We start from the raw sequence: 19848 nt of genomic DNA on the forward strand, positions 1-19848 counted from the left end.
TAAAAAAACATCTGCCCCTTTGGGGCCTCTTTTATTTTAAATTGATGTTATGTATAATATAAAATAGTATTGTATGAGGCTGTTTATAGAGGTGGAGGGGTTTATAATGGATGAAAAGGACAAATTAACAAAGCTTAAGGATATATTAAAAGATATGAAAAGTGTGGTGATAGCCTTTTCAGGAGGAGTGGACAGCACATTTCTTTTAAAGGTTGCAAGCGAAGTCTTAAAAGGCAGGGTTATGGCTGTGACAGCGTCGTCTTCTACTTTTCCCAAAAGAGAGATGAATGAAGCTATAAATTTTGCAAGGTCTATCGGCGCAAAGCACAGTGTTGTCAATTCCGAAGAATTAAATATCGAAGGCTTTTCGAAAAATCCGAAGAACAGATGTTATTACTGCAAGAAGGAGTTATTTTCGAAAATAGGTCAAATAGCAAAAAAAGAAGGATTTGATTTCGTCGCAGATGGGGCGAATGCAGATGATACCGGTGATTACAGGCCGGGCATGGATGCTGCAAGGGAGCTTGGAGTAAGAAGTCCCCTCCTTGAGGCGGGCATGACAAAAAATGATATCAGGGTGCTGTCAAAACAGATGAATCTTCCTACATGGGATAAACCATCTTTTGCTTGCCTTTCATCAAGGGTGCCATATGGGCAGGAGATTACCAGGCAAAAGTTAATGATGATAGATAAATCGGAGCAGTATTTGCTGGATATCGGTTTCAGGCAGGTAAGGGTGAGGCATCACGGGGATATTGCAAGGATTGAAGTGGCGCCTGAGGAAAGAGTGAAATTTTTCGATTTGAAGGTGATGGACGACGTATATAAAAAGCTCAAGGAAATCGGCTTTAATTACGTCACACTTGATCTTAAAGGATACAGGACAGGCAGCATGAATGAGGTAATAAGGAGGAATTGATTATGGATGCCGAGGCCATAAAGGAATTGCTTGAGGGCGTTAAAAAAGGCGATATATCTATCGACGATGCGATGATTAAGCTGAAAAAACTTCCTTTTGAGGATATTGGGTTTGCAAAAATCGATACTCACAGGGCTTTAAGGGTAGGATATCCGGAAGTCATATATTGCGAGGGAAAAGAGATAGAGCATATTAAAAAGATTGTATCTGTTATGCTAAAGGATGAAACCAACATACTTGCGACCAGAGCTTCAAGGGAGGTTTACGAGGCAATCAGGGAAATAGATAAAGATGTGATATATTACGAGCAGGCTAAAATATGTTTTATAAAGCAGAAAGAAATACACAAAACCGAAGGCAGGATACTGGTTGTAAGTGGCGGCACATCTGATATACATGTATCCGAAGAAGCGGCGATAACGGCGGAGGTCATGGGCAATACTGTGGAAAGGCTTTATGATGTGGGAGTTTCCGGTCTTCACAGGCTGCTATCGTATACCGACAGGCTGTTTGCAGCAAGGGTTATAATCACCGTCGCAGGCATGGAGGGAGCGCTTGCAAGCGTTGTGGCAGGACTTGTGGATAAGCCGGTGATAGCCGTTCCGACCAGCGTAGGTTACGGCTCCAATTTTAAAGGCCTGTCGGCGCTTCTTACGATGCTTAATTCCTGCGCAAGCGGAATAGGTGTCGTAAACATCGACAATGGATTTGGGGCAGGTTACCTTGCATCCATGATAAACAAGATCGGCGAAAAAAGATAAATTATAACTTTGGTTTGTAATATGAAATTAAGTATAAAAACAAAAATTCATATTTCAAATTGAAGAAATTATAAAGTGAGGTTTGTATATGAGCATATTATATTTTGATTGCTTTTCCGGAATAAGCGGGGACATGGTGCTTGGGGCATTGATAGATTGCGGAATAGACTACGAAATTTTCAAAGGCGAGCTTGCAAAATTGAATATAAGCGGTTATAATATTGAAATAAAAAAATCATCAAAGAATGGGATAACCGGCACGGACGTAAACGTACAGTTGGAAAAATGCGAGCATGGTGAGCATCAGCATAGAAATATCTCGGATATAGAGGGTATAATAAATAAAAGCGGTATAACTGAGAATGCAAAGGATATCTCAAAGAAGATATTCAGAAAGCTGGCAGAGGCAGAAGGAAAGGTACACGGGAAGAGTGTGGAGGAAGTCCACTTCCATGAAGTGGGAGCGGTAGATTCCATTGTCGACATAGTCGGGTGTGCGATATGCATCGATATATTACATATAGATAGCTTTGCATGTTCCATGCTTAATGTCGGAAGAGGCTTTGTCAAATGCCAGCATGGCATAATACCGGTTCCGGGGCCTGCCGTAGTCGAACTTTTGAGGGGCATTCCGGTTTTCTCCCTCGATATAAATACGGAACTCGTGACGCCAACCGGTGCGGCGATAGTTTCTACTCTCTGCACGGATTTTGGCCCCATACCTCAAATGGTTATTGAAAAAGCCGGTTATGGTCTCGGCAAAAAGGATCTGGAGATTCCAAATCTGCTCAGGGTAATCATAGGCGATGTAAAAAAAAAGCCGATAGCGTAATTTTAATCGAATGCAACATAGATGATATGAACAGCGAATTTTACGAAAATGTAATGGATAAACTTTTTTCATGCGGTGCTCTGGATGTTTATATGACCAATATAATGATGAAAAAGAACAGGCCTGCCGTCAAGTTATCCGTTCTTGCAGGAGAACAAAATGTAGATAGCATTTCTGAAGTGATTTTCAAAGAAACATCGACGATAGGAATAAGAAAAATGAGGGTTGAAAGAGAAATTTTAGAAAGAAAAATGCATACTATAGAGACCATATACGGGAAAATCAGCATAAAGGCGGCATACCGCAGAGGACAGATGGTAAATTATGCTCCTGAATACAGGGATGTAAAGGAAGCCGCGATAAAAAACAAAGTTCCCGTAAAAATAGTATACAATGAGGCTGTAAGGGAATTTTTAAACAAGATATATTGACAGATAGATGGTCCTTCGATTTGTTATATTAAAAGGCAACTGTATCGTTTTGGACAACAGATGGGTGCCCGAATTACGAATCGAAGATTTAATACAATAAATTGTACAAGGAGATGTGATTAAGATTAACGATAAATTTGTCAAACATGGTTTGACTTTTGATGATGTACTGCTTATTCCTCAAAAGTCGAGTGTTCTGCCGAAAGAGGTGGATACATCGACGTATCTTACAAAAGCAATAAAACTTAACATACCGCTTATGAGCGCGGGTATGGATACCGTAACTGAAGCAAGGCTTGCGATTGCCATGGCAAGGGAAGGCGGGATAGGTATCATCCACAAAAACATGTCTATAAGCAAGCAGGCATCCGAGGTGGATAAGGTAAAAAGGTCCGAGCATGGTGTAATTACAGATCCGTTTTTTCTGTCGCCCGAGCATTCCATAAAAGACGCTCTTGAGCTTATGTCAAAATACAGAATATCGGGGGTCCCGATAACTAAAGAAGGAAAGCTTGTAGGCATACTTACAAACAGGGATTTAAGATTTGAAAACGATGGAACAAAACGTATATCCGAAGTTATGACGAAGGACCATCTTGTAACTGCTCCGGAGAATACCACCCTTGAGGAAGCTGAAAGCATACTTAAGAAATACAAAATCGAAAAATTGCCGCTGGTAGATGAAAATTACTATTTGAGAGGACTTATAACGATTAAGGATATTGAAAAGGCGATAGAATATCCAAACGCGGCAAAGGATAAAAACGGCAGGCTCCTTGCCGGTGCCGCTGTAGGAATAACGGCCAATATGATGGAGCGGGTAAAAGCCTTGGTCGGTGCAAGAGTCGATGTGGTAGTTTTAGACACGGCTCACGGGGATTCAAAAGGCGTGCTGGATGCAGTATATAAAATCAAAAACGCATATCCTTCCCTCCAGGTCATCGCAGGGAATATAGCGACAGCTGAAGCAGTGAAGGATCTTGTATCGGCCGGAGCGGACTGCGTAAAAGTTGGGATAGGTCCGGGTTCGATATGCACGACAAGGATAATTGCGGGTGTTGGCGTTCCGCAGATTACAGCCATAGTCGACTGCGCGGAAGAAGCTGAAAAATATGGCATACCGGTCATAGCCGACGGAGGAATAAAATATTCCGGAGATATTGTAAAGGCTATAGCGGCGGGGGCAAAAGTCGTGATGATAGGTTCCCTCTTTGCAGGCGTCGATGAAAGCCCGGGAGATACCGAGATATATCAGGGAAGAAGCTTTAAAGTATATAGAGGAATGGGATCTCTAAGCGCTATGCAGTCCGGAAGCAAGGACAGGTATTTCCAAGAAGGTTCCAAAAAGCTTGTTCCTGAAGGCGTTGAAGGAAGGGTGCCGTATAAAGGGCCTTTATCCGAAACAGTTTTTCAGCTTGTAGGAGGATTAAGAGCCGGCATGGGTTATTGCGGCACTCCCACAATAGATGACTTGAGAAAAAACGGGAAGTTCATTACCATAACACCTGCCGGCTTGAGGGAAAGCCATCCTCATGACATACAGATTACAAAAGAAGCGCCAAATTATTCTGCGGGAATATAAGGAGAAAAAATATGGATAGAAATGAAGTGGTATTGGTTATAGACTTTGGGGGTCAGTATAACCAGCTTATAGCAAGAAGAGTTAGAGAAAATGGCGTATACTGCGAAATACTGCCTTATGATACCGATATCGGAAAAATAAAAGATAAGCATCCTAAGGGAATTATATTTACCGGAGGACCGAGCAGCGTGCTGGATGAAGGTGCTCCGACGATAGATAAGGGAATATTTGGTATGGGTGTCCCGATCCTTGGCATATGCTACGGATGTCAGCTTATAGCATATTTGCTTGGTGGAAGGGTTGAAAAAAGCGATGCAAGGGAATACGGAAAGGCAGATATAAAGTTCGATTCAAACAGCAAATTGTTTAAGGGAATAGAAGAAAATTCCGTTTGCTGGATGAGCCATACGCTGCATGTTTCTGCCGTCCCCGATGGCATGAGGATATCTGCATCGACTTTAAACTGCAAGGCCGCAGCTATTGAAGATGAAAAAAAGGGCATATACGGTGTGCAGTTCCATCCTGAAGTCATGCATACCATACGCGGCCGTGAAATAATAAGGAATTTTCTCTTTGAAATATGCAAATTGAAGGGCGACTGGGATATGGGTTCCTTTACGAAGCAGAAGATAAGAGAGATAAAGGAAATTGTCGGAAGCAAAAAGGTCATATGTGCGATGTCCGGAGGGGTCGATTCATCAGTCGCCGCCGTTCTTGTACATAAGGCCATAGGCAAGCAGCTTACCTGTATATTTGTGGATCACGGCCTGCTTCGCAAGGGAGAAGGCGACCAGGTTGAAAAGACATTCAAGGGTGACTTTGATATGAACCTTGTAAGGGTGGATGCCAAAGAGAGATTTTTAAAAAAGCTTGCAGGAGTATCGGAACCTGAGAGAAAAAGAAAGATTATCGGTGAAGAATTTATCAGGGTTTTTGAAGAAGAAGCATCAAAACTCGGAGATATAGATTATCTTGTACAGGGCACTATTTACCCTGATGTAGTGGAAAGCGGAACGAAAACCGCAGCGACAATAAAGAGTCACCACAATGTCGGAGGGCTCCCGAAGGATATTAAATTTAAACTCATAGAACCCCTGAGGACTCTCTTCAAGGATGAAGTGAGGAAGGTCGGAGAGGAACTTAAAATACCGAAGGAAATAGTATGGAGGCAGCCATTCCCGGGCCCTGGGCTTGCCATAAGGGTGCTCGGCGATATTACAGAAGATAAACTACACATCGTACGGGAGGCGGATGCTATTTTCAGGGAAGAGATCGCAAAGGCCGGTCTGGACAGGAAAATATGGCAGTACTTTGCATGCCTTCCGAACATAAGAAGCGTAGGTGTAATGGGCGATGAGAGGACATATGCATATACCGTCGCATTAAGGGCTGTTACTAGCACCGACGGCATGACCAGCGATTGGGCAAAAATACCGTGTGATGTTTTAGGAAAAATATCGAACAGGATCGTAAACGAAGTTCCAAATGTAAACAGGGTGGTATATGATATTACGTCAAAACCACCAGCGACGATCGAGTGGGAGTGACAGCATAAAAGCCGGAAATCAGCATTATTACTGGGTTTTCGGCTTTATATTTTGTAAAAGCGTTCCGGAATCGTTCCACTTTTTGTAAACTAATTATCCAAGTTTGAAGGATAATTGCTTCATCATATAATATAAGTCATTGTACTTAACTTTAAATTCTGAACATATATTTGGAATTTTGGGATGACTGCTAGGATTATTTGCATCCATGCTAACGGGTCTTTCAAATGTAATAATGGTATATCCATATGTACTTGCAGCGGCTATTAGCCAGGGATCTGCTATATTGCTCTTAGACCACTCAGCCAATGCCTTTGAACTGTAGTATTTTGACGCCTGAATATATGTCAATATTTCTGAATATTTTTCTATTATTTTACTATCCCTATGATCAATAAGATCTGTTATGGAAATTCCTTTTATCCATTTGCTAAGTTCATCATTTCCTTTTTCTATTTCATTCTTAACCATATCAAAAATAATTATTGAGCCGTTTTCAATGTATATTTTCATCTGTTGCCAAAATTTAGGAGTAAAATCAAATGCAATAATAACTTGAATAAGGAGTTATTATTGCATTTGCATCAATCAAAAATTTATCCGTGGTGCTTTTCATAGCTTTTTATCCCGCACTTTCTCAACCAATGCTTTAAAAGTATTCCTATTCGTATTTGTCAGGCGAAATGCATCAGAATACAATGTTTTTCCCTCTTGTACACTGTTAGCAAGGGCATTTAAAAAACGATTGTCTATCTTGGTTATCATTGCATTATAGTAATTACCACCTGTTTCGTTATTTTTGCTTTTGTTTTTATTTTCATTAAAATGAATAACAGCTTCTTGAACAAGTTTATTATATTCTTCCTTGCCAATATACGTATTTATAAGAGCTTTTCTTGCAATTACAGTCATACCACATTTAAAATAATAAGCTAAAGAGCTAATCTTCTTTTCGATGTTATTTTTTTCAGATTGTTCTTTCCATTTTTGCGTAAAAAGGCTTTGAGGTACTAAAAATTCTCCGGCAATTGCATTGCAAAGAGTCTCAGTATCGCTAACATTCGAGGCCATACTATATCTATCATTGAAGAAATTGTTTATTCCGAGCCAAATATGAGCCATCTCATGGACGAGGGAAAACAGTTTTCCATTTTTGGAATCATTGGAATTGATGAAAATTAAAGGAACATAGTCATCAATTAAAGTAAAAGCCCTAAATTCATCTATTTCCAATTTACGACGAGTATTATTTTCAACAATACCATTCATCATTACAATAACTCCTAGAGATTGTGCACGTGTGCGGATTTCCTTAAAAGACTCCCACACATTTTGCTCATGAGTAAACCAATCTACTGCTAATCCCAGATATTCATGCATTGTTGCTGCAATTTTATGAGCACTTTTATTGCACTTTTGGGATCCAATAAAATCTAATTTTGTGCTATCGGAAGCAATTAAATAATTCCTCATCCACTCTTGTATATTTTCCATGCTATGGACTGTATCTATTAAATTCCGGCTTGGATTTTGTGATTTCAAACTATCTATAGTCCTGCACTTGAGAATAGGAAGGTCTTCTTTCGGAGGATTTTTTAAAAAAAAGTAGCCCAATGGAATATTCGTCGCTTTGCTCAATTTTTCAACTTGGTTAAATGTTGGCTTTTTATTACCGGTTTTCCACTGCTGAATATTATTGAAAAGCGGCATACTTATTTTTTCAACTTCCACACGTTGCATTACCCAATTCATTACCTCAGGTGCGATATTTACTGTTATTTGCATGAATTTCCTCCTTTACACAACCATTTATTATATTATACCAGTATTATATGAAAACTTGCAAAAATATTAAAGTAAGTGCTAATATGCTTGCAGTGAGGTATTGTAATGATGTATTTTCAAAAAAGCCTGCGCATTATGAAATGCTTTATAGATAGGATTTTGTCTCCAAACAATGGAACGATGAAAAATATAAATGGGAGGCTAAGCCACGGAATCTTATTTTTCTAGGCCAGCCGAGCGTCAAGATTCACTTTGTCTCGTTTCACTTCCATTTTGGGATACGCATAGCGTCAGGTATCATAAAAAAATTTTTAGCTTGTGAGCTATTTCGGCTTGAGAATGGTAAAATGATTACAGGAATATACTGGATAAATATGAAATTCCTATAATTGAAGTGAAGGCAAATATGCAAATTCAAGGAGAAATATGAACATTTATGATATTAGAGATATCGTGAAAAGCGGTATAAGTGAAAATGAAATTGGAAACAAGGCGTATAATCTTGGAAAACTGTATGATGCAGGATTGCGTATTCCGGAAGGTTTTGTAATAGCGATTGACTGTTTCTACGACTGTGTGAAGGCAAATAATGCAGGTAATTTATTGAAAAAGGCACATGATAATAACGGCATTTTGCAGTTTCGTGAACAAATCTTAAGCTTTATGCTGCCATCGGAATTGATGGATTCTATAAACAAACGGATTGAGAAAATCGGGTATCCCGTGATTGTCCGGTCTTCATCGACATTAGAAGATACCGGAAAAAGCAGCATGGCGGGCATGTTCTTGTCTGTACCTGGAATAGAGAACCAGACGCAGTTGGCCAAGGCTGTCTTGGAGGTGTGGGCAAGTGCATATTATAATTGCTTTGAAAAAAATCTGCCGATCGGAATCGTAGTTCAAAAGTATTTCAGTTCGGAATTGGGCGGAGTGGTTTTTTCAAAGCATCCGTTTGGAAAGGATTGCTTCTATGGCGAGTATTCGCTGTCGGGCGCAGAAAATGTTGTGGACGGAAAAGAAAACGGCGCCTTTGAAATAACAGAATCAGACGAGCTGATAGGAGATGACCGCTGCATCGCTAAATACGCGAAGCATTTGGCAGCGGCAATAATTCAGATTAGGGAGTATTTCCATTGCCAGGTGGACGTCGAGTGGTTGATTAGCGGTGGGCAGTTGTATATTCTGCAAGCAAGACAAATCACGAGATATATTCACAAAAAGAAAGTCACGGGGTTCAGAATTGTAGATGCAGATGACTTTGGTACTTTAAAAAAAATCGATATGTCGTCATTTTACAATCGCTATATGAAGTGGTTTGACAAAAGGGCGATGCTGCGTAATCTCTGCCGAAAGAGCAATGTTGACATACCGATTGTAAAATATGTTTTTTATAACAATGAAAACTTGGACATGGATCAGATCGACCTGGAATTTGCAAGGGCGGATATTATAAAGATTGAAAGCAATGAAAAAGTCAGGACAAAAAGGAAGGAAGATGTAGAAGATTATCTTCGGGATGTGGCGGATAAAACGAAAGATGGCATTTCGATTGTCCGTTTACAGGAGATTACACCGACGGAGTACTGTGGCAATGCCTGTATGACAGAAGACGGGAATATATATATTGAATGCATGCCTGGCGGCTTCGGCGGATTTCTGAGTGGAGAACTTGATTTTTCACACTACTTAATGAGTGTGGACGGCAGAATCCTCAGCAGAGACATATTGTACTATGACTATATTTGGAAGATGAATGATATTTCAAAAAGGTTTGATAAAGCCCGCTTGGACAAAGCAGTTCCAGGAAGTCTGTCAAAAGGAATATTGGCAGATATCATAAAGATGACGGTATCACTTGATAAGATAAGTGAAAATATTAAAATTGAGTTCGAGGTAGCCGGCAACAAGGCATATTTTAATGATGCAACCCTGGATCACAAGGGAATATATTCCAAACTTGTAATTGACAAAGTTATATCAGCAGGCGATTTTTTGGAGAACTTAAAGTAATGACGGAGGAAGAGCTTAGGGAATTAAAGGAACAACTTGGCGGAAGAAGCTTCATTGCGGAAAGTGAATTTATCAGAAAAAGCAAGAAATATTTAAAAGAAAGGCTCAAGGATGAATCCGTTAGGGAAGTACTGGTAGCGCCATATCCAGATCCATGCTTGTCTGCACTGGTTTCTTACTATGAGGGCTTTATATTTGAACGTGGCGGATTGCTGTCACATCTTGCAATCATATTAAGAGAGCAGAACAAGCCTGCAGTCATTCACAGAGGGATATCTGGCTATGCTGATGGAGCAGATGTTGAAATGATTCAGGGAAAAGTAAATATATACTGAAATGAAAGACGATTAAGAGAAAAAGAAATGGAATTTGAGAAAATTACAAAATATATAAATGGATTATATAAAAAATACATTTCGGAGATTGAGTTATGATTTCAGTCAAAAAATAAGATGATAACAGATAAAATAGCGAATAATATTTATTATAAAAGTAAAAGATGAAAAACCCCCGCCTTAATTGACGAGGGATATTTATTGTATCAATTTGCCATTTCAGGCTTTACGGCCTGAATTCCTTGAACATTTCCTTCTTTGCTCCGCAGATGGGGCACTTTTCAGGAACTACGTCCAGAACGGTATAGCCACATATGGTGCAAATGTAAATAGCTTTGAATTCCAGATCATGTCCCGCTTTTACTGCATCTTGCGCTTTTTTGAACAATTTTGCATGAGTTTTTTCCGCTTCAAGCGCCCCATGGAATGACATTTCAGCACCAGACTCATTCTGGAATTTGGCTGTATTCAGGTAAACCGGATACATCTGCTCGACTTCGTGCAGCTCGCCGTTGATGGCGCCCTGTAGGTTATCTACAGTTTTGCCGATTCCAAATACTCCGCCTGCTGCAACTGTTGCATCCCCGATATCACCGTCCAGAACTTTGAAATGATTTCCAGCATGCACACGTTCCGCATAGGAAACCGCTTCAAACAGTGTTGCGATATTCGGGAATCCCTCCTTGCGGGCAATATCGCCCCAGATAAGATAGCGCATATGCGCCATGCTTTCTCCGCCGTAAGCAGAACGGAGAAAATCCGCAGTCATGGCATTATGTACCGACATATATAAAACCTCCCTTTTCATTTAGTTAAAATGTGGCCCTTTGCAGTGGCCTGTGTTGTTCGCTTTACGCATCAGACGCGCCACATCTCAGTTTGGCTAAAATTCAGCTTTCCAAAGGCCGTGCAGATTGCAATATTCGTAAACGATTCCGCTTTCAGCGTTATCAAACTCGGCAATCGGCTGTTCGCCAGGCTGCAAATATTTAAATTCGACGCGTCTGCCGGACACCAAAGCAATCCACTCGATATGATGCTCAGGAAGCATAGGATGCAAAACGGATCCAACTTTAACCTTTAGTTTCCCGTTTTCCCTCGTTATAACCGGAACGTGTTTCTCCTTCGCACCATCCGAGGTATTTGCCACTAGTTTGTTCATCGCCTGTCCGCAGCAGGTAAGGGTTCCGCCGCCGCTTTTTAGTAACGCTACAATGTTTCCGCATCTTTCACAACGATAAAAAAATATATCTGACATAGATAATCTCTCCTTTGAATATATTTTTTATTCAAATGCAACAACGGCATCTTTGTTCTTAATACGAAGCAGGACTGTTTCCAGCACGCGGAAGTTATGGTTCAGGTCTTTCTGTTCCAGATATGCAGTCGAAAGGTCTTGACCGATAACAAGATCAAGATTTCTCGGTTCACTGCAGACCAGAAGGGCCTTTCCGCTACCGAGCACAGGGGTATGCAACACATTTCCGTTTAGAAGTTTAGAAATACGATCATACTCTAATACACCTGTTCCAGGTTGAATTCGTTGTAGCTGTAAATATATATCAGGACTTATGACAAGGGTGTAGGCACCATAGATTCCCTTTGAAATCAGAAGCTCAATGGCCGAGGCGATATCGGAATAGGCGTTTTCGCCTTCCTTCCAATCGGATTTTTTAATCTTGTTGATGCCCTGGGCGGTTAGAAGCCCTTCATACCCAAGGGCCGCATTGCCGAAATAAATTAAAGAATCTTCTTTTCTTGCGCAGGTTTCGGCAGCATTTAAAGCTTCTGTAAGATCAACCGGATATCCAAACTGTGCGCTGTTTTCAAGATCCCTTGCACGCAATGTGAAATCATGATAAATAGCGGGAATCTCTACATATTTCCTGCCTTTTGTCGTAATTATTCCTCCGTCTGAGACTTCTTCTACAGCTCCGGCGCTATCGACAGAAATGCTTTCAGTGCCGACTCCAAGCGGCCCAAACACATGTAAAAACCGCCTTCCAGACAGAACTTTTCTCACCGCTCCAACAACGGCGGAGTCGATCTCTCCCCACAGTTCAGTTGAAATGGGGGAACTTTCTCTAGAAAGATAATCCATAGTGATTCTCCTCTCTAAATCAAGATTTATGATCAAGAAGACTGCCGACTGTTCCCTTTCCAGTAGCTGTTTTTTCTGCTGGTTCTTTCAAAACTCCAAGCTTTTCCAGCATCTCTTTGACTTCCGTTTCGCCGGCAGCGAATTGCTCAGCTTCTTTCGGGTCCAGTGTGCGCAATAGCGTAAACAGTTCCCCGACATGTACTTTCTCTTCATCGCGGATATCGGATATAACTGCTTTGGCAATGGCATTATCTGTTGCCTGTGCATGTGCATCATAGAGGTAAATGGCCTCCAGTTCTCCTGCGATATCCAGACGTACCGCCTGAATGAGTTCATCTTTGTTTAATTTTCGTTCAACATTGCCTTGAAATGGATTTGCAAAAGCTGGCATTTTATTCGACCTCCCAAGTTAAATGATAAGATATAAATTTCTGGCTTTATAATAGCATATATATTTCCAGTCTGCAAGGTTATAGAAAGGAACACTTCAATTCGTAATATGAACTTATGTTATTTTGAACGCTCATTCGGTAGATTCAAGTTTTGTAAGTTCTAAGGCCAGCAGACTTAAGAATCCAAAAGCTTTTGAAACTTGCCTTGCTCAGACATTCAAAAGCTCTAAGGATTCTTTGCGGCAGCAAAGCCAAGAATTTATCAAAACTTTCATAATGCTCATTTGTTGCTCAAAACAACATAAGTCTATTTATGCCTGATTTCATATTGCGAATCGAAGAAAGGAACAGAATGTAAATGATATGTTACATTTTATAATATATAAAAAAACTTTTTAAGGGAAAAATAATATAATACAGGATGCTTCTTTTATATTTGAAGAATATTATTCAAATAATCTGTATGCATTCTATAAGGTAGATTTAGGAAAAGGGTGATACCTTGAAAAAACAAATGTTTATTGTTATCTTTATAATATCGCTATCTTTATTTCTGTTATCCTGTGCAAAAAAGAATAAAGCTCAGGAAGGAAACTCAAAAAAAGAGGATGGCAAAAACTATATCATATTTGTAAATGCTGATTCGCCGGACGAAAATAAAATGTATAGCATAGAGGTTGAAAGCAAAGATAAGAAGTCGATATATCAGAAAAACGTTTTGAATGCTGCGGGCATCGATGGGAAAATAGCCGTATTGTCAGAAGAAAAAGGGAAAACAGGGCTGTATACGATCAACGCGGATGGAAGCGGCAAAGTCGCTGTTTTAAAGGATTCCCCCATAAAAAACAGCTATGTTTCGTGGTCTCCGGACAAGAAAAAGATAACTTTTGCCGCAAGGAAAACCGGGGATAAATCCGATGAGATATATTATGTTGAAACGGATGAAAACAAGGGCCCTGTAAAGGTAACTGACGATGGCCTGACCGATGCCGACCCTAAGTTCTCCAATTCAGGGGAAACTATCGCATATGATAAAAAATCAGGCGGCAATTACGATATTTTTTTGTATGAGATTTCTCCCTTAAGAAATGTGAATCTATCGAAAAATGCGGCAAACGACATTTCTCCCGTTTTAAAAACCGATGGTACAAGGATGTTGTTTCTAAGCGACGAGGCTGAAGCGGGCAAATATAATTTATATTCTATGAATATGGATGGCAGCGGGAGGTATCCATTGACATCAGGCTTAAACATCGACAGGCATTCTGTTGATGTTTCACCAGACGGCAGCATGGCAGCGTTTGTATCGGTAGATGACAGGAAAAATAAATCCCTTCATGTAATCGATATGAGCAAAAAAACCGTTATGGTTTCAAACGGTTCATATATATCGGCATGGTCGGACGATAGCAAAAAGCTCTATTTTGCATCTTCCGACGACAAAGAGATGAAAAGAAAGATAATTGAATATGACATACAGGAAGGAGTCATGAAAGATATCGTAAAGGTGCAGTATAAACCTGGAGAAGAGGCGGAGGGCATAAAATTCATATATTTTACCGACAAGTTGAAATAAAGGATCATGAGAGGGATAAATGATCCTTTTATTTATGGGCGTGGCCGGCTATACTTTAAGTGGAGGTTCGCTTTGTAATATGAAATTGATCATAAATAGTATATTATTTTGAGCAACGAAATGAGCATTATTAAAGCTCAAAACAACATGAGTTCAGATTAGAACCAAAGTGGAATGTAAGTTCAGCACTAAAACGTTTTGCTAAAATTCATTATAATAATTAAAGGAAAACAATAATTCTTATAGAATATTTAACAAGTCTATAAAGATTGATGGGGTGGTACTATTGGCGCAATATCATTCAAAGCTTGAGTCTAAAGAAATGGATGAACTTTTTAAGGCCATACTTACGTTAAAAAACATCGAAGAATGCTACAGATTTTTTGATGATATATGTACAATAAATGAGATGCAGGCAATTTCCCAGAGAATGCAGGTCGCACTGATGCTGAACAAAGGGGAAACATACAACGAGATAGTCAAAAAAACCGGTGCAAGCACTGCAACCATAAGCAGGGTAAACAGGTGCTTAAACTATGGTTCAGATGGATATAACTTAGTATTGAAAAGGCTTGGCAAAAAATAATAGTTTTATCAAGAGGGCTTTTTTTAAAGACAGGCAAAAATGGAGGAAATAAGATGGATTTAGATAAACTAAACAAAGAGCAAAAGGAAGCGGTTCTTACAACAGAGGGACCTCTTTTGATATTTGCAGGGGCCGGAAGCGGAAAAACCAGGGTTCTTACATACAGGATAGCATATCTTATTGAAAGCAGCGTATACCCGGGAAGCATTCTTGCAATTACATTTACAAACAAAGCGGCCGGCGAGATGAAAGAAAGGGTGGAAAACCTTGTGGGAAGCGCATCACGGGATATATGGATATCCACGTTCCATGCGGCTTGCATGAGGATTTTAAGAAGGGAAATAGATAAGATAGGTTACAATAAAAACTTTGTAATATTTGATACAGGCGATCAGAAGACTCTCATCAAACACTGCTTGGATGATCTTGACATAGATGAGAAGATGTATCCTGTAAAAACTGTATTGGGCAATATAAGCAAGGCAAAGAATGAACTTGTAACCTGTGAGATGTATAGAAAACGGAATTCCCTTGATTTCAGGGCAAAAAAGATAGGGCAGATCTACGAGCTTTACCAGAAAAAGTTGAAGGAAAACAATGCGCTTGACTTTGATGATATTATAATGAAGACAAACGAGATTTTTGAAAAATTTCCCGATGTTTTAAAGTTCTACCAGCATAAATTCAAGTATATACATGTTGATGAATACCAGGATACCAATTATGCCCAGTATAAGTTCATATCCTATCTTTCCATGTTTTACAGAAACCTCTGCGTCGTAGGCGACGACGACCAGAGCATATACGGCTTCAGGGGAGCCGATATAAGGAACATACTGGAGTTTGAAAAGGAATATCCAGATGCCAAGATAATAAAACTTGAAGAAAATTACAGGTCTTCAAAATGCATATTGAACGCTGCAAACAGCGTTATAAAAAATAACAGGGGCAGAAAATCAAAAACATTGTGGACGAATAAGAGTTCCGGTGAAAAAATCTCAATATATATGGCAAGAGATGAAAAGGACGAAGCGGCATTTATTGCAAAGAGCATATTGAAGGATATGGATTACGGCAGGAGCCTCAAGGATTTTGCCGTGCTATACAGGACGAATGCCCAGTCGAGGGTTATAGAGGAAGCATTCATGCAGTATAAAATTCCCTACAGGATAGTCGGGGGTTTGAAATTCTACGATAGAAAAGAGATAAAGGACCTGATCGCATATCTTCGTGTAATCGATAATCCTGTGGATAACATATCTCTTGCAAGGATAATAAATGTGCCGAAGAGAAACATAGGAGATACCACTTTGCAAAAACTGTCCGGATATGCTTCTAGGATGGGGATAAGCATGATGCAGGCTGTTTTTGAAGTGGATAACATAAAGGAAATATCGCCGAGGGTTTCGTCATCAGTTAAAAAATTCGCATCTCTTATGCAGGAATTTTTATCATCATATGAAGGGCGCAGTGTGCCTGAGCTGATTTCGTTGATAATGGATAAAACAGGTTATATGCAAAAACTGCTTACATCAGGAGATACTCAGGACGAATCAAGGCTCCAAAATATAAAGGAATTCTTATCCGCTGCCCAGAATTTTGAGAGGGAAAGTGAAGATAAAAGTCTTGGAGCATTTTTAGAGGGGATAGCGCTGATTTCCGATATAGATACGGTCAAAGAGGATGAAAGCGCCGTGGTATTGATGACGCTTCACAGCGCCAAGGGTCTGGAATTTCCTGTTGTATTCATGGCGGGAATGGAAGAGGGCATTTTCCCGAATTACCGATCCGAAGAAGATGATAGCGAGGTGGAGGAAGAAAGAAGGCTGTGCTATGTCGGCATAACCAGGGCTAAGGAAAAGCTTTATATGACATATGCTGCCATAAGAACTCTCTACGGCAATACCCAATGCAATGATGTTTCGGAATTTATAACCGAGATTCCTGAAAAATATATAGAATTCATAAATAAAAAGCCGCTTGATTATATTGCGGCTTCAAAGGCTGACCTGACAGTGAATAAGCCGGCGAAGCTGACTCTAAATGAAATGAATGTTTTAACTTCCGATAAAATTAAAGCAGGAACGAAGGTAAGGCATAAATTATGGGGAGAGGGGATCATAGCCTCTGCAATAAAAAAGCCTGATGATTATGAGATTACTGTTGTATTTGACAGCTGCGGGATAAAAAAGCTCTCTGCAAAATATGCTCCTTTGGAATATATTTAGACTGGAGGTATATTAATTGGACGTTGCAAAAAGGATTGAAGAACTCAGGAAAATCATTAATTATCACAGTTACAGGTATTATGTCATTGATAAACCTGAAATAAGCGATTATGAATATGACATGCTCTACAGGGAGCTTGAGGATCTGGAAGATAAACATCCCGAACTTATAACGCCTGATTCGCCTACACAAAGGGTAGGCGGTGAAGCGCTCAGGGAGTTTGAGCAGGTTGTCCATACAATACCGCTTCAAAGCCTTCAGGATGTATTTAGTTTTGGGGAATTGAGGGATTGGGACAGAAGAGTAAAAAGCATGATAAATGAAACACCCGAGTATATCGTTGAGTTAAAGATAGACGGTTTGTCAGTCGCCTTGCTGTATGAAAATGGAAAACTTGTAAGGGGTGCAACGAGGGGCGACGGATTTATCGGCGAAAATGTCACCCAGAATTTAAAGACTGTTAAAAGCATACCTCTTGTTATAAAGGATAATAATCTTCTGGAAGTGAGAGGAGAGGTATACTTTCCTAAAAAAAAGTTTATAGAATTGAATGAAAAGAGGGAGGAAGCCGGTGAATCGCTGTTTGCAAATCCAAGGAATGCTGCAGCAGGATCATTGAGGCAGTTGGATCCCAAGATAACGGCAAAAAGAGCGCTGGATATTTTCGTTTTCAATGTTCAGCGATATGAAGGAAAGGATCTTGTTACCCATTTGAACAGCCTTGAATATTTAAAAGATCTCGGATTTAAAGTGAGCCCCGAGAGAGTCCTTTGCAAAGACATTGAAGAGGTTATAGAGCAGATAAAAAGGATGGGGGAGATGCGCGGCGGTCTGCCATTTGAGATAGACGGCATCGTAATCAAGGTAAACTCGCTGGCTCAAAGGGAAGTGCTTGGAAGTACTGCTAAAACACCAAGATGGGCGGTGGCATATAAATTTCCACCTGAAAGAAAAAAGACAAGGTTAAAGGATATAACAGTAAATGTTGGGAGGACAGGAGTGCTTACGCCTATGGCAATACTGGAACCGGTGAGGATTGCCGGTTCGACTGTTTCAAAGACTACATTGCATAATGAAGATTATATTTCTGAAAAGGATATCAGGATAGGAGATAATGTCATAATACAAAAGGCCGGCGATGTGATACCTGAGATCATCGAGCCTTTAATCAAGGAAAGGTCCGGAGATGAGAAAATATTTAAAATGCCGGAGAGATGTCCGGAATGCGGCGCACCTGTGAAAAGACTGGATGGTGAAGTTGCCGTAAGATGTACGAACATAACATGTCCTGCTCAGATCAGGAGATCGCTGGAGCATTTTGTATCAAGGGATGCTATGAATATAGACGGCCTAGGGCCACAGATAATATCGCAGCTTCTCAATAACGGGCTGGTACACGATGCGGCGGATTTTTATTATTTAAAATATGAAGATTTAATAAAACTTGATAGAATGGGAGACAAATCGGTAAATAATCTTTTAAATTCGATCAGCAAGACAAAGGCGAATGAACTTGACAGGCTCATTACCGCTCTGGGCATAAGATATGTGGGGCAGAAAGCCGCAAAAAATTTGGCTAAATATTTCGGCTCCATGAAGGGAATTATGAACTCGACAGAGGATGAATTCTTGAATATCGAAGACATCGGAAGCATTATGGCTGAGTCCATATATAATTTTTTCAGCAATGAGAAAAATATAGCATTCATAAATAAACTTAAAGATGCAGGAGTAAATATGGTATGCAAGCAATTTGGCTCAGAAAAGGATCAACCTTTTGCGGGGCTTACATTTGTACTTACCGGAGCTCTTTCAAAATATACCAGGGATGAGGCCTCGGCTATCATAGAAAACCTTGGAGGAAAGGTTTCAGGAAGCGTATCGAAAAAGACGAGTTATGTTCTTGCCGGCGAAGACGTCGGATCGAAGCTCAGAAAAGCCGAACAGCTTAATATTAAGATTATAAATGAAGAGGATTTTGAAAAATTGACCGGAAAAGTTAAATAAGGAGCAGTGTGTTCAAAAGTGACTGCTAATATTTTTATTAAAAAAAGGGAGATATCTATATGTTAACCGGGTCAAAGACATTTGTTCCTAAGAAATTCAATAAAGATTGTCAGCCTGATTTGCACGGCCAAAAGACAATCCAACCGACCATCCGGCATTTGGGTAGAGAACAGGCTGCCTATGTATGGTATGCATGTTACGGCTCCAATATGGCGGAGGAGAGGTTTATGTACTATTTGCAAGGTGGAAGATGCAAATACAATGGAAAAGAGTATGATGGATGCAGGGATAAATCTGCCCCGAAGGCAAAGAAAGCGATTACGATTCCATTTGAAATGTATTATGGAAATTGCAGCCGTAACTGGAATAATTGCGGGGTTTCATTCCTCGATTCATCGAGGAGCGGAAAGACACTTGGACGCATGTATCTGATTAGTAAAGAACAGTTTGAGGAAGTTCGCCGCCAGGAAGGCCCAGGAGATTGTTGGTACAACCAGGTGATTTATCTTGGCAAGGATAGCGGATATGAAATTTACACATTTACCAACAAAACGCGTCGTAAGGAGAATGAGCCGGATGCAGGCTATATTTCAGTTATACGCCAAGGGTTGATTGAAACTTATCCGCAAATTACAGAGAAGGAGTTAAAAGAGTACCTGGCAACCGGGAATTAGAGTAATGAAAAATGTGCATCTGTAAGCTTCGATTCGTAATATGAACTTATGTTATTTTGAACACTCATTCGCCAGATTCAA

17 protein-coding genes and 1 pseudogene are annotated in these 19848 nt (G+C 40.0%); 12 read left to right on the top strand and 6 right to left on the bottom strand.

Annotated elements, in window-relative coordinates; translation table 11 throughout:
• Positions 1-106 precede the first annotated feature (106 nt).
• The 5 genes and pseudogenes from larE to guaA all read left to right on the top strand — a co-directional run bounded on the left by larE (position 107) and on the right by guaA (position 6072).
• A complete protein-coding gene (gene larE, locus QME45_11850; GenBank protein MDI6619345.1) occupies positions 107-919 on the top strand; it encodes an ATP-dependent sacrificial sulfur transferase LarE in 813 nt (270 codons plus the stop codon).
• Between the two features lie 2 nt (positions 920-921).
• The gene (gene larB, locus QME45_11855; GenBank protein MDI6619346.1) at positions 922-1680 is read left to right on the top strand and encodes a nickel pincer cofactor biosynthesis protein LarB; all 759 of its coding nucleotides are present in this window, start codon (positions 922-924) and stop codon (positions 1678-1680) included.
• A gap of 88 nt (positions 1681-1768) precedes the next feature.
• Positions 1769-2943 (top strand): annotated as a pseudogene (gene larC, locus QME45_11860) (nickel pincer cofactor biosynthesis protein LarC).
• Positions 2944-3067: 124 nt separating this feature from the next.
• Entirely contained in the window at positions 3068-4525 is a 1458-nt protein-coding gene (gene guaB / locus QME45_11865) for an IMP dehydrogenase (GenBank protein MDI6619347.1), read from the top strand.
• Between the two features lie 11 nt (positions 4526-4536).
• Positions 4537-6072: a glutamine-hydrolyzing GMP synthase gene (gene guaA / locus QME45_11870; GenBank protein ID MDI6619348.1), complete on the top strand. Its 1536-nt coding sequence runs from the start codon at positions 4537-4539 to the stop codon at positions 6070-6072.
• Between the two features lie 93 nt (positions 6073-6165).
• On the opposite strand, the gene QME45_11875 is transcribed toward guaA, so the two are convergent.
• Together QME45_11875 and QME45_11880 are read right to left on the bottom strand one after the other, a co-directional pair.
• Positions 6166-6621 carry a DUF4411 family protein gene (locus tag QME45_11875; protein ID MDI6619349.1) on the bottom strand — a complete coding sequence of 152 codons (456 nt, stop codon included), beginning with the start codon at positions 6619-6621 and terminating at the stop codon, positions 6166-6168.
• Between the two features lie 63 nt (positions 6622-6684).
• Positions 6685-7857: an ImmA/IrrE family metallo-endopeptidase gene (locus QME45_11880; protein ID MDI6619350.1), complete on the bottom strand. Its 1173-nt coding sequence runs from the start codon at positions 7855-7857 to the stop codon at positions 6685-6687.
• A 426-nt stretch (positions 7858-8283) separates the two neighbouring features.
• Here QME45_11880 and QME45_11885 point away from each other — a divergent pair, with 426 nt between their 5' ends.
• Complete coding sequence (locus tag QME45_11885) at positions 8284-9867, top strand: PEP/pyruvate-binding domain-containing protein (protein MDI6619351.1); 1584 nt, start codon at positions 8284-8286, stop codon at positions 9865-9867.
• Entirely contained in the window at positions 9867-10202 is a 336-nt protein-coding gene (locus QME45_11890; GenBank protein MDI6619352.1) for a PEP-utilizing enzyme, read from the top strand. Before QME45_11885 ends, QME45_11890 begins: the two co-directional genes overlap by 1 nt.
• Positions 10203-10428: 226 nt before the next feature.
• Here the strand turns inward: QME45_11890 and QME45_11895 are convergent, their stop codons facing one another.
• The 4 genes from QME45_11895 to QME45_11910 form a co-directional block, all read right to left on the bottom strand.
• Positions 10429-10989 (bottom strand): rubrerythrin family protein, encoded by a 561-nt coding sequence (locus tag QME45_11895; protein MDI6619353.1) that lies wholly within the window; start codon positions 10987-10989, stop codon positions 10429-10431.
• A 96-nt stretch (positions 10990-11085) separates the two neighbouring features.
• On the bottom strand, positions 11086-11460 hold the full coding sequence (locus tag QME45_11900; protein ID MDI6619354.1) for a desulfoferrodoxin: 375 nt from the start codon (positions 11458-11460) through the stop codon (positions 11086-11088).
• A 27-nt stretch (positions 11461-11487) separates the two neighbouring features.
• The gene (locus tag QME45_11905; GenBank protein ID MDI6619355.1) at positions 11488-12303 is read right to left on the bottom strand and encodes a family 1 encapsulin nanocompartment shell protein; all 816 of its coding nucleotides are present in this window, start codon (positions 12301-12303) and stop codon (positions 11488-11490) included.
• A gap of 19 nt (positions 12304-12322) precedes the next feature.
• Complete coding sequence (locus QME45_11910) at positions 12323-12694, bottom strand: demethoxyubiquinone hydroxylase family protein (protein MDI6619356.1); 372 nt, start codon at positions 12692-12694, stop codon at positions 12323-12325.
• 503 nt (positions 12695-13197) lie between these two features.
• Here QME45_11910 and QME45_11915 point away from each other — a divergent pair.
• From QME45_11915 to QME45_11935, 5 genes are all read left to right on the top strand, one after another.
• A complete protein-coding gene (locus tag QME45_11915) occupies positions 13198-14271 on the top strand; it encodes a hypothetical protein (protein MDI6619357.1) in 1074 nt (357 codons plus the stop codon).
• Positions 14272-14557: 286 nt separating this feature from the next.
• The gene (locus QME45_11920; GenBank protein ID MDI6619358.1) at positions 14558-14857 is read left to right on the top strand and encodes a YerC/YecD family TrpR-related protein; all 300 of its coding nucleotides are present in this window, start codon (positions 14558-14560) and stop codon (positions 14855-14857) included.
• A gap of 53 nt (positions 14858-14910) precedes the next feature.
• Positions 14911-17085 carry a DNA helicase PcrA gene (gene pcrA, locus QME45_11925; GenBank protein MDI6619359.1) on the top strand — a complete coding sequence of 725 codons (2175 nt, stop codon included), beginning with the start codon at positions 14911-14913 and terminating at the stop codon, positions 17083-17085.
• 16 nt (positions 17086-17101) lie between these two features.
• On the top strand, positions 17102-19093 hold the full coding sequence (gene ligA / locus QME45_11930; GenBank protein ID MDI6619360.1) for an NAD-dependent DNA ligase LigA: 1992 nt from the start codon (positions 17102-17104) through the stop codon (positions 19091-19093).
• A gap of 59 nt (positions 19094-19152) precedes the next feature.
• Positions 19153-19767, top strand: coding sequence for a hypothetical protein (locus QME45_11935; protein ID MDI6619361.1), 615 nt, complete (start codon positions 19153-19155; stop codon positions 19765-19767).
• Positions 19768-19848 lie beyond the last annotated feature (81 nt).

The organism is Clostridiales bacterium, assembly GCA_030016385.1.
In the GTDB taxonomy this organism is placed as follows: domain Bacteria; phylum Bacillota; class Clostridia; order Clostridiales; family Oxobacteraceae; genus JASEJN01.

Bases quoted from the DNA above. Each gene is read 5' to 3' on its own strand.
- QME45_11905 (MDI6619355.1), bottom strand. From the start codon at position 12,303: ATGGATTATCTTTCTAGAGAAAGTTCCCCCATTTCAACTGAACTGTGG.
- guaA (MDI6619348.1), top strand. From the start codon at position 4,537: ATGGATAGAAATGAAGTGGTATTGGTTATAGACTTTGGGGGTCAGTAT.
- QME45_11885 (MDI6619351.1), top strand. From the start codon at position 8,284: ATGAACATTTATGATATTAGAGATATCGTGAAAAGCGGTATAAGTGAA.
- QME45_11910 (MDI6619356.1), bottom strand. From the start codon at position 12,694: ATGCCAGCTTTTGCAAATCCATTTCAAGGCAATGTTGAACGAAAATTA.
- QME45_11890 (MDI6619352.1), top strand. From the start codon at position 9,867: ATGACGGAGGAAGAGCTTAGGGAATTAAAGGAACAACTTGGCGGAAGA.
- QME45_11880 (MDI6619350.1), bottom strand. From the start codon at position 7,857: ATGCAAATAACAGTAAATATCGCACCTGAGGTAATGAATTGGGTAATG.
- QME45_11900 (MDI6619354.1), bottom strand. From the start codon at position 11,460: ATGTCAGATATATTTTTTTATCGTTGTGAAAGATGCGGAAACATTGTA.
- QME45_11895 (MDI6619353.1), bottom strand. From the start codon at position 10,989: ATGTCGGTACATAATGCCATGACTGCGGATTTTCTCCGTTCTGCTTAC.
- QME45_11935 (MDI6619361.1), top strand. From the start codon at position 19,153: ATGTTAACCGGGTCAAAGACATTTGTTCCTAAGAAATTCAATAAAGAT.
- larE (MDI6619345.1), top strand. From the start codon at position 107: ATGGATGAAAAGGACAAATTAACAAAGCTTAAGGATATATTAAAAGAT.
- larB (MDI6619346.1), top strand. From the start codon at position 922: ATGGATGCCGAGGCCATAAAGGAATTGCTTGAGGGCGTTAAAAAAGGC.
- pcrA (MDI6619359.1), top strand. From the start codon at position 14,911: ATGGATTTAGATAAACTAAACAAAGAGCAAAAGGAAGCGGTTCTTACA.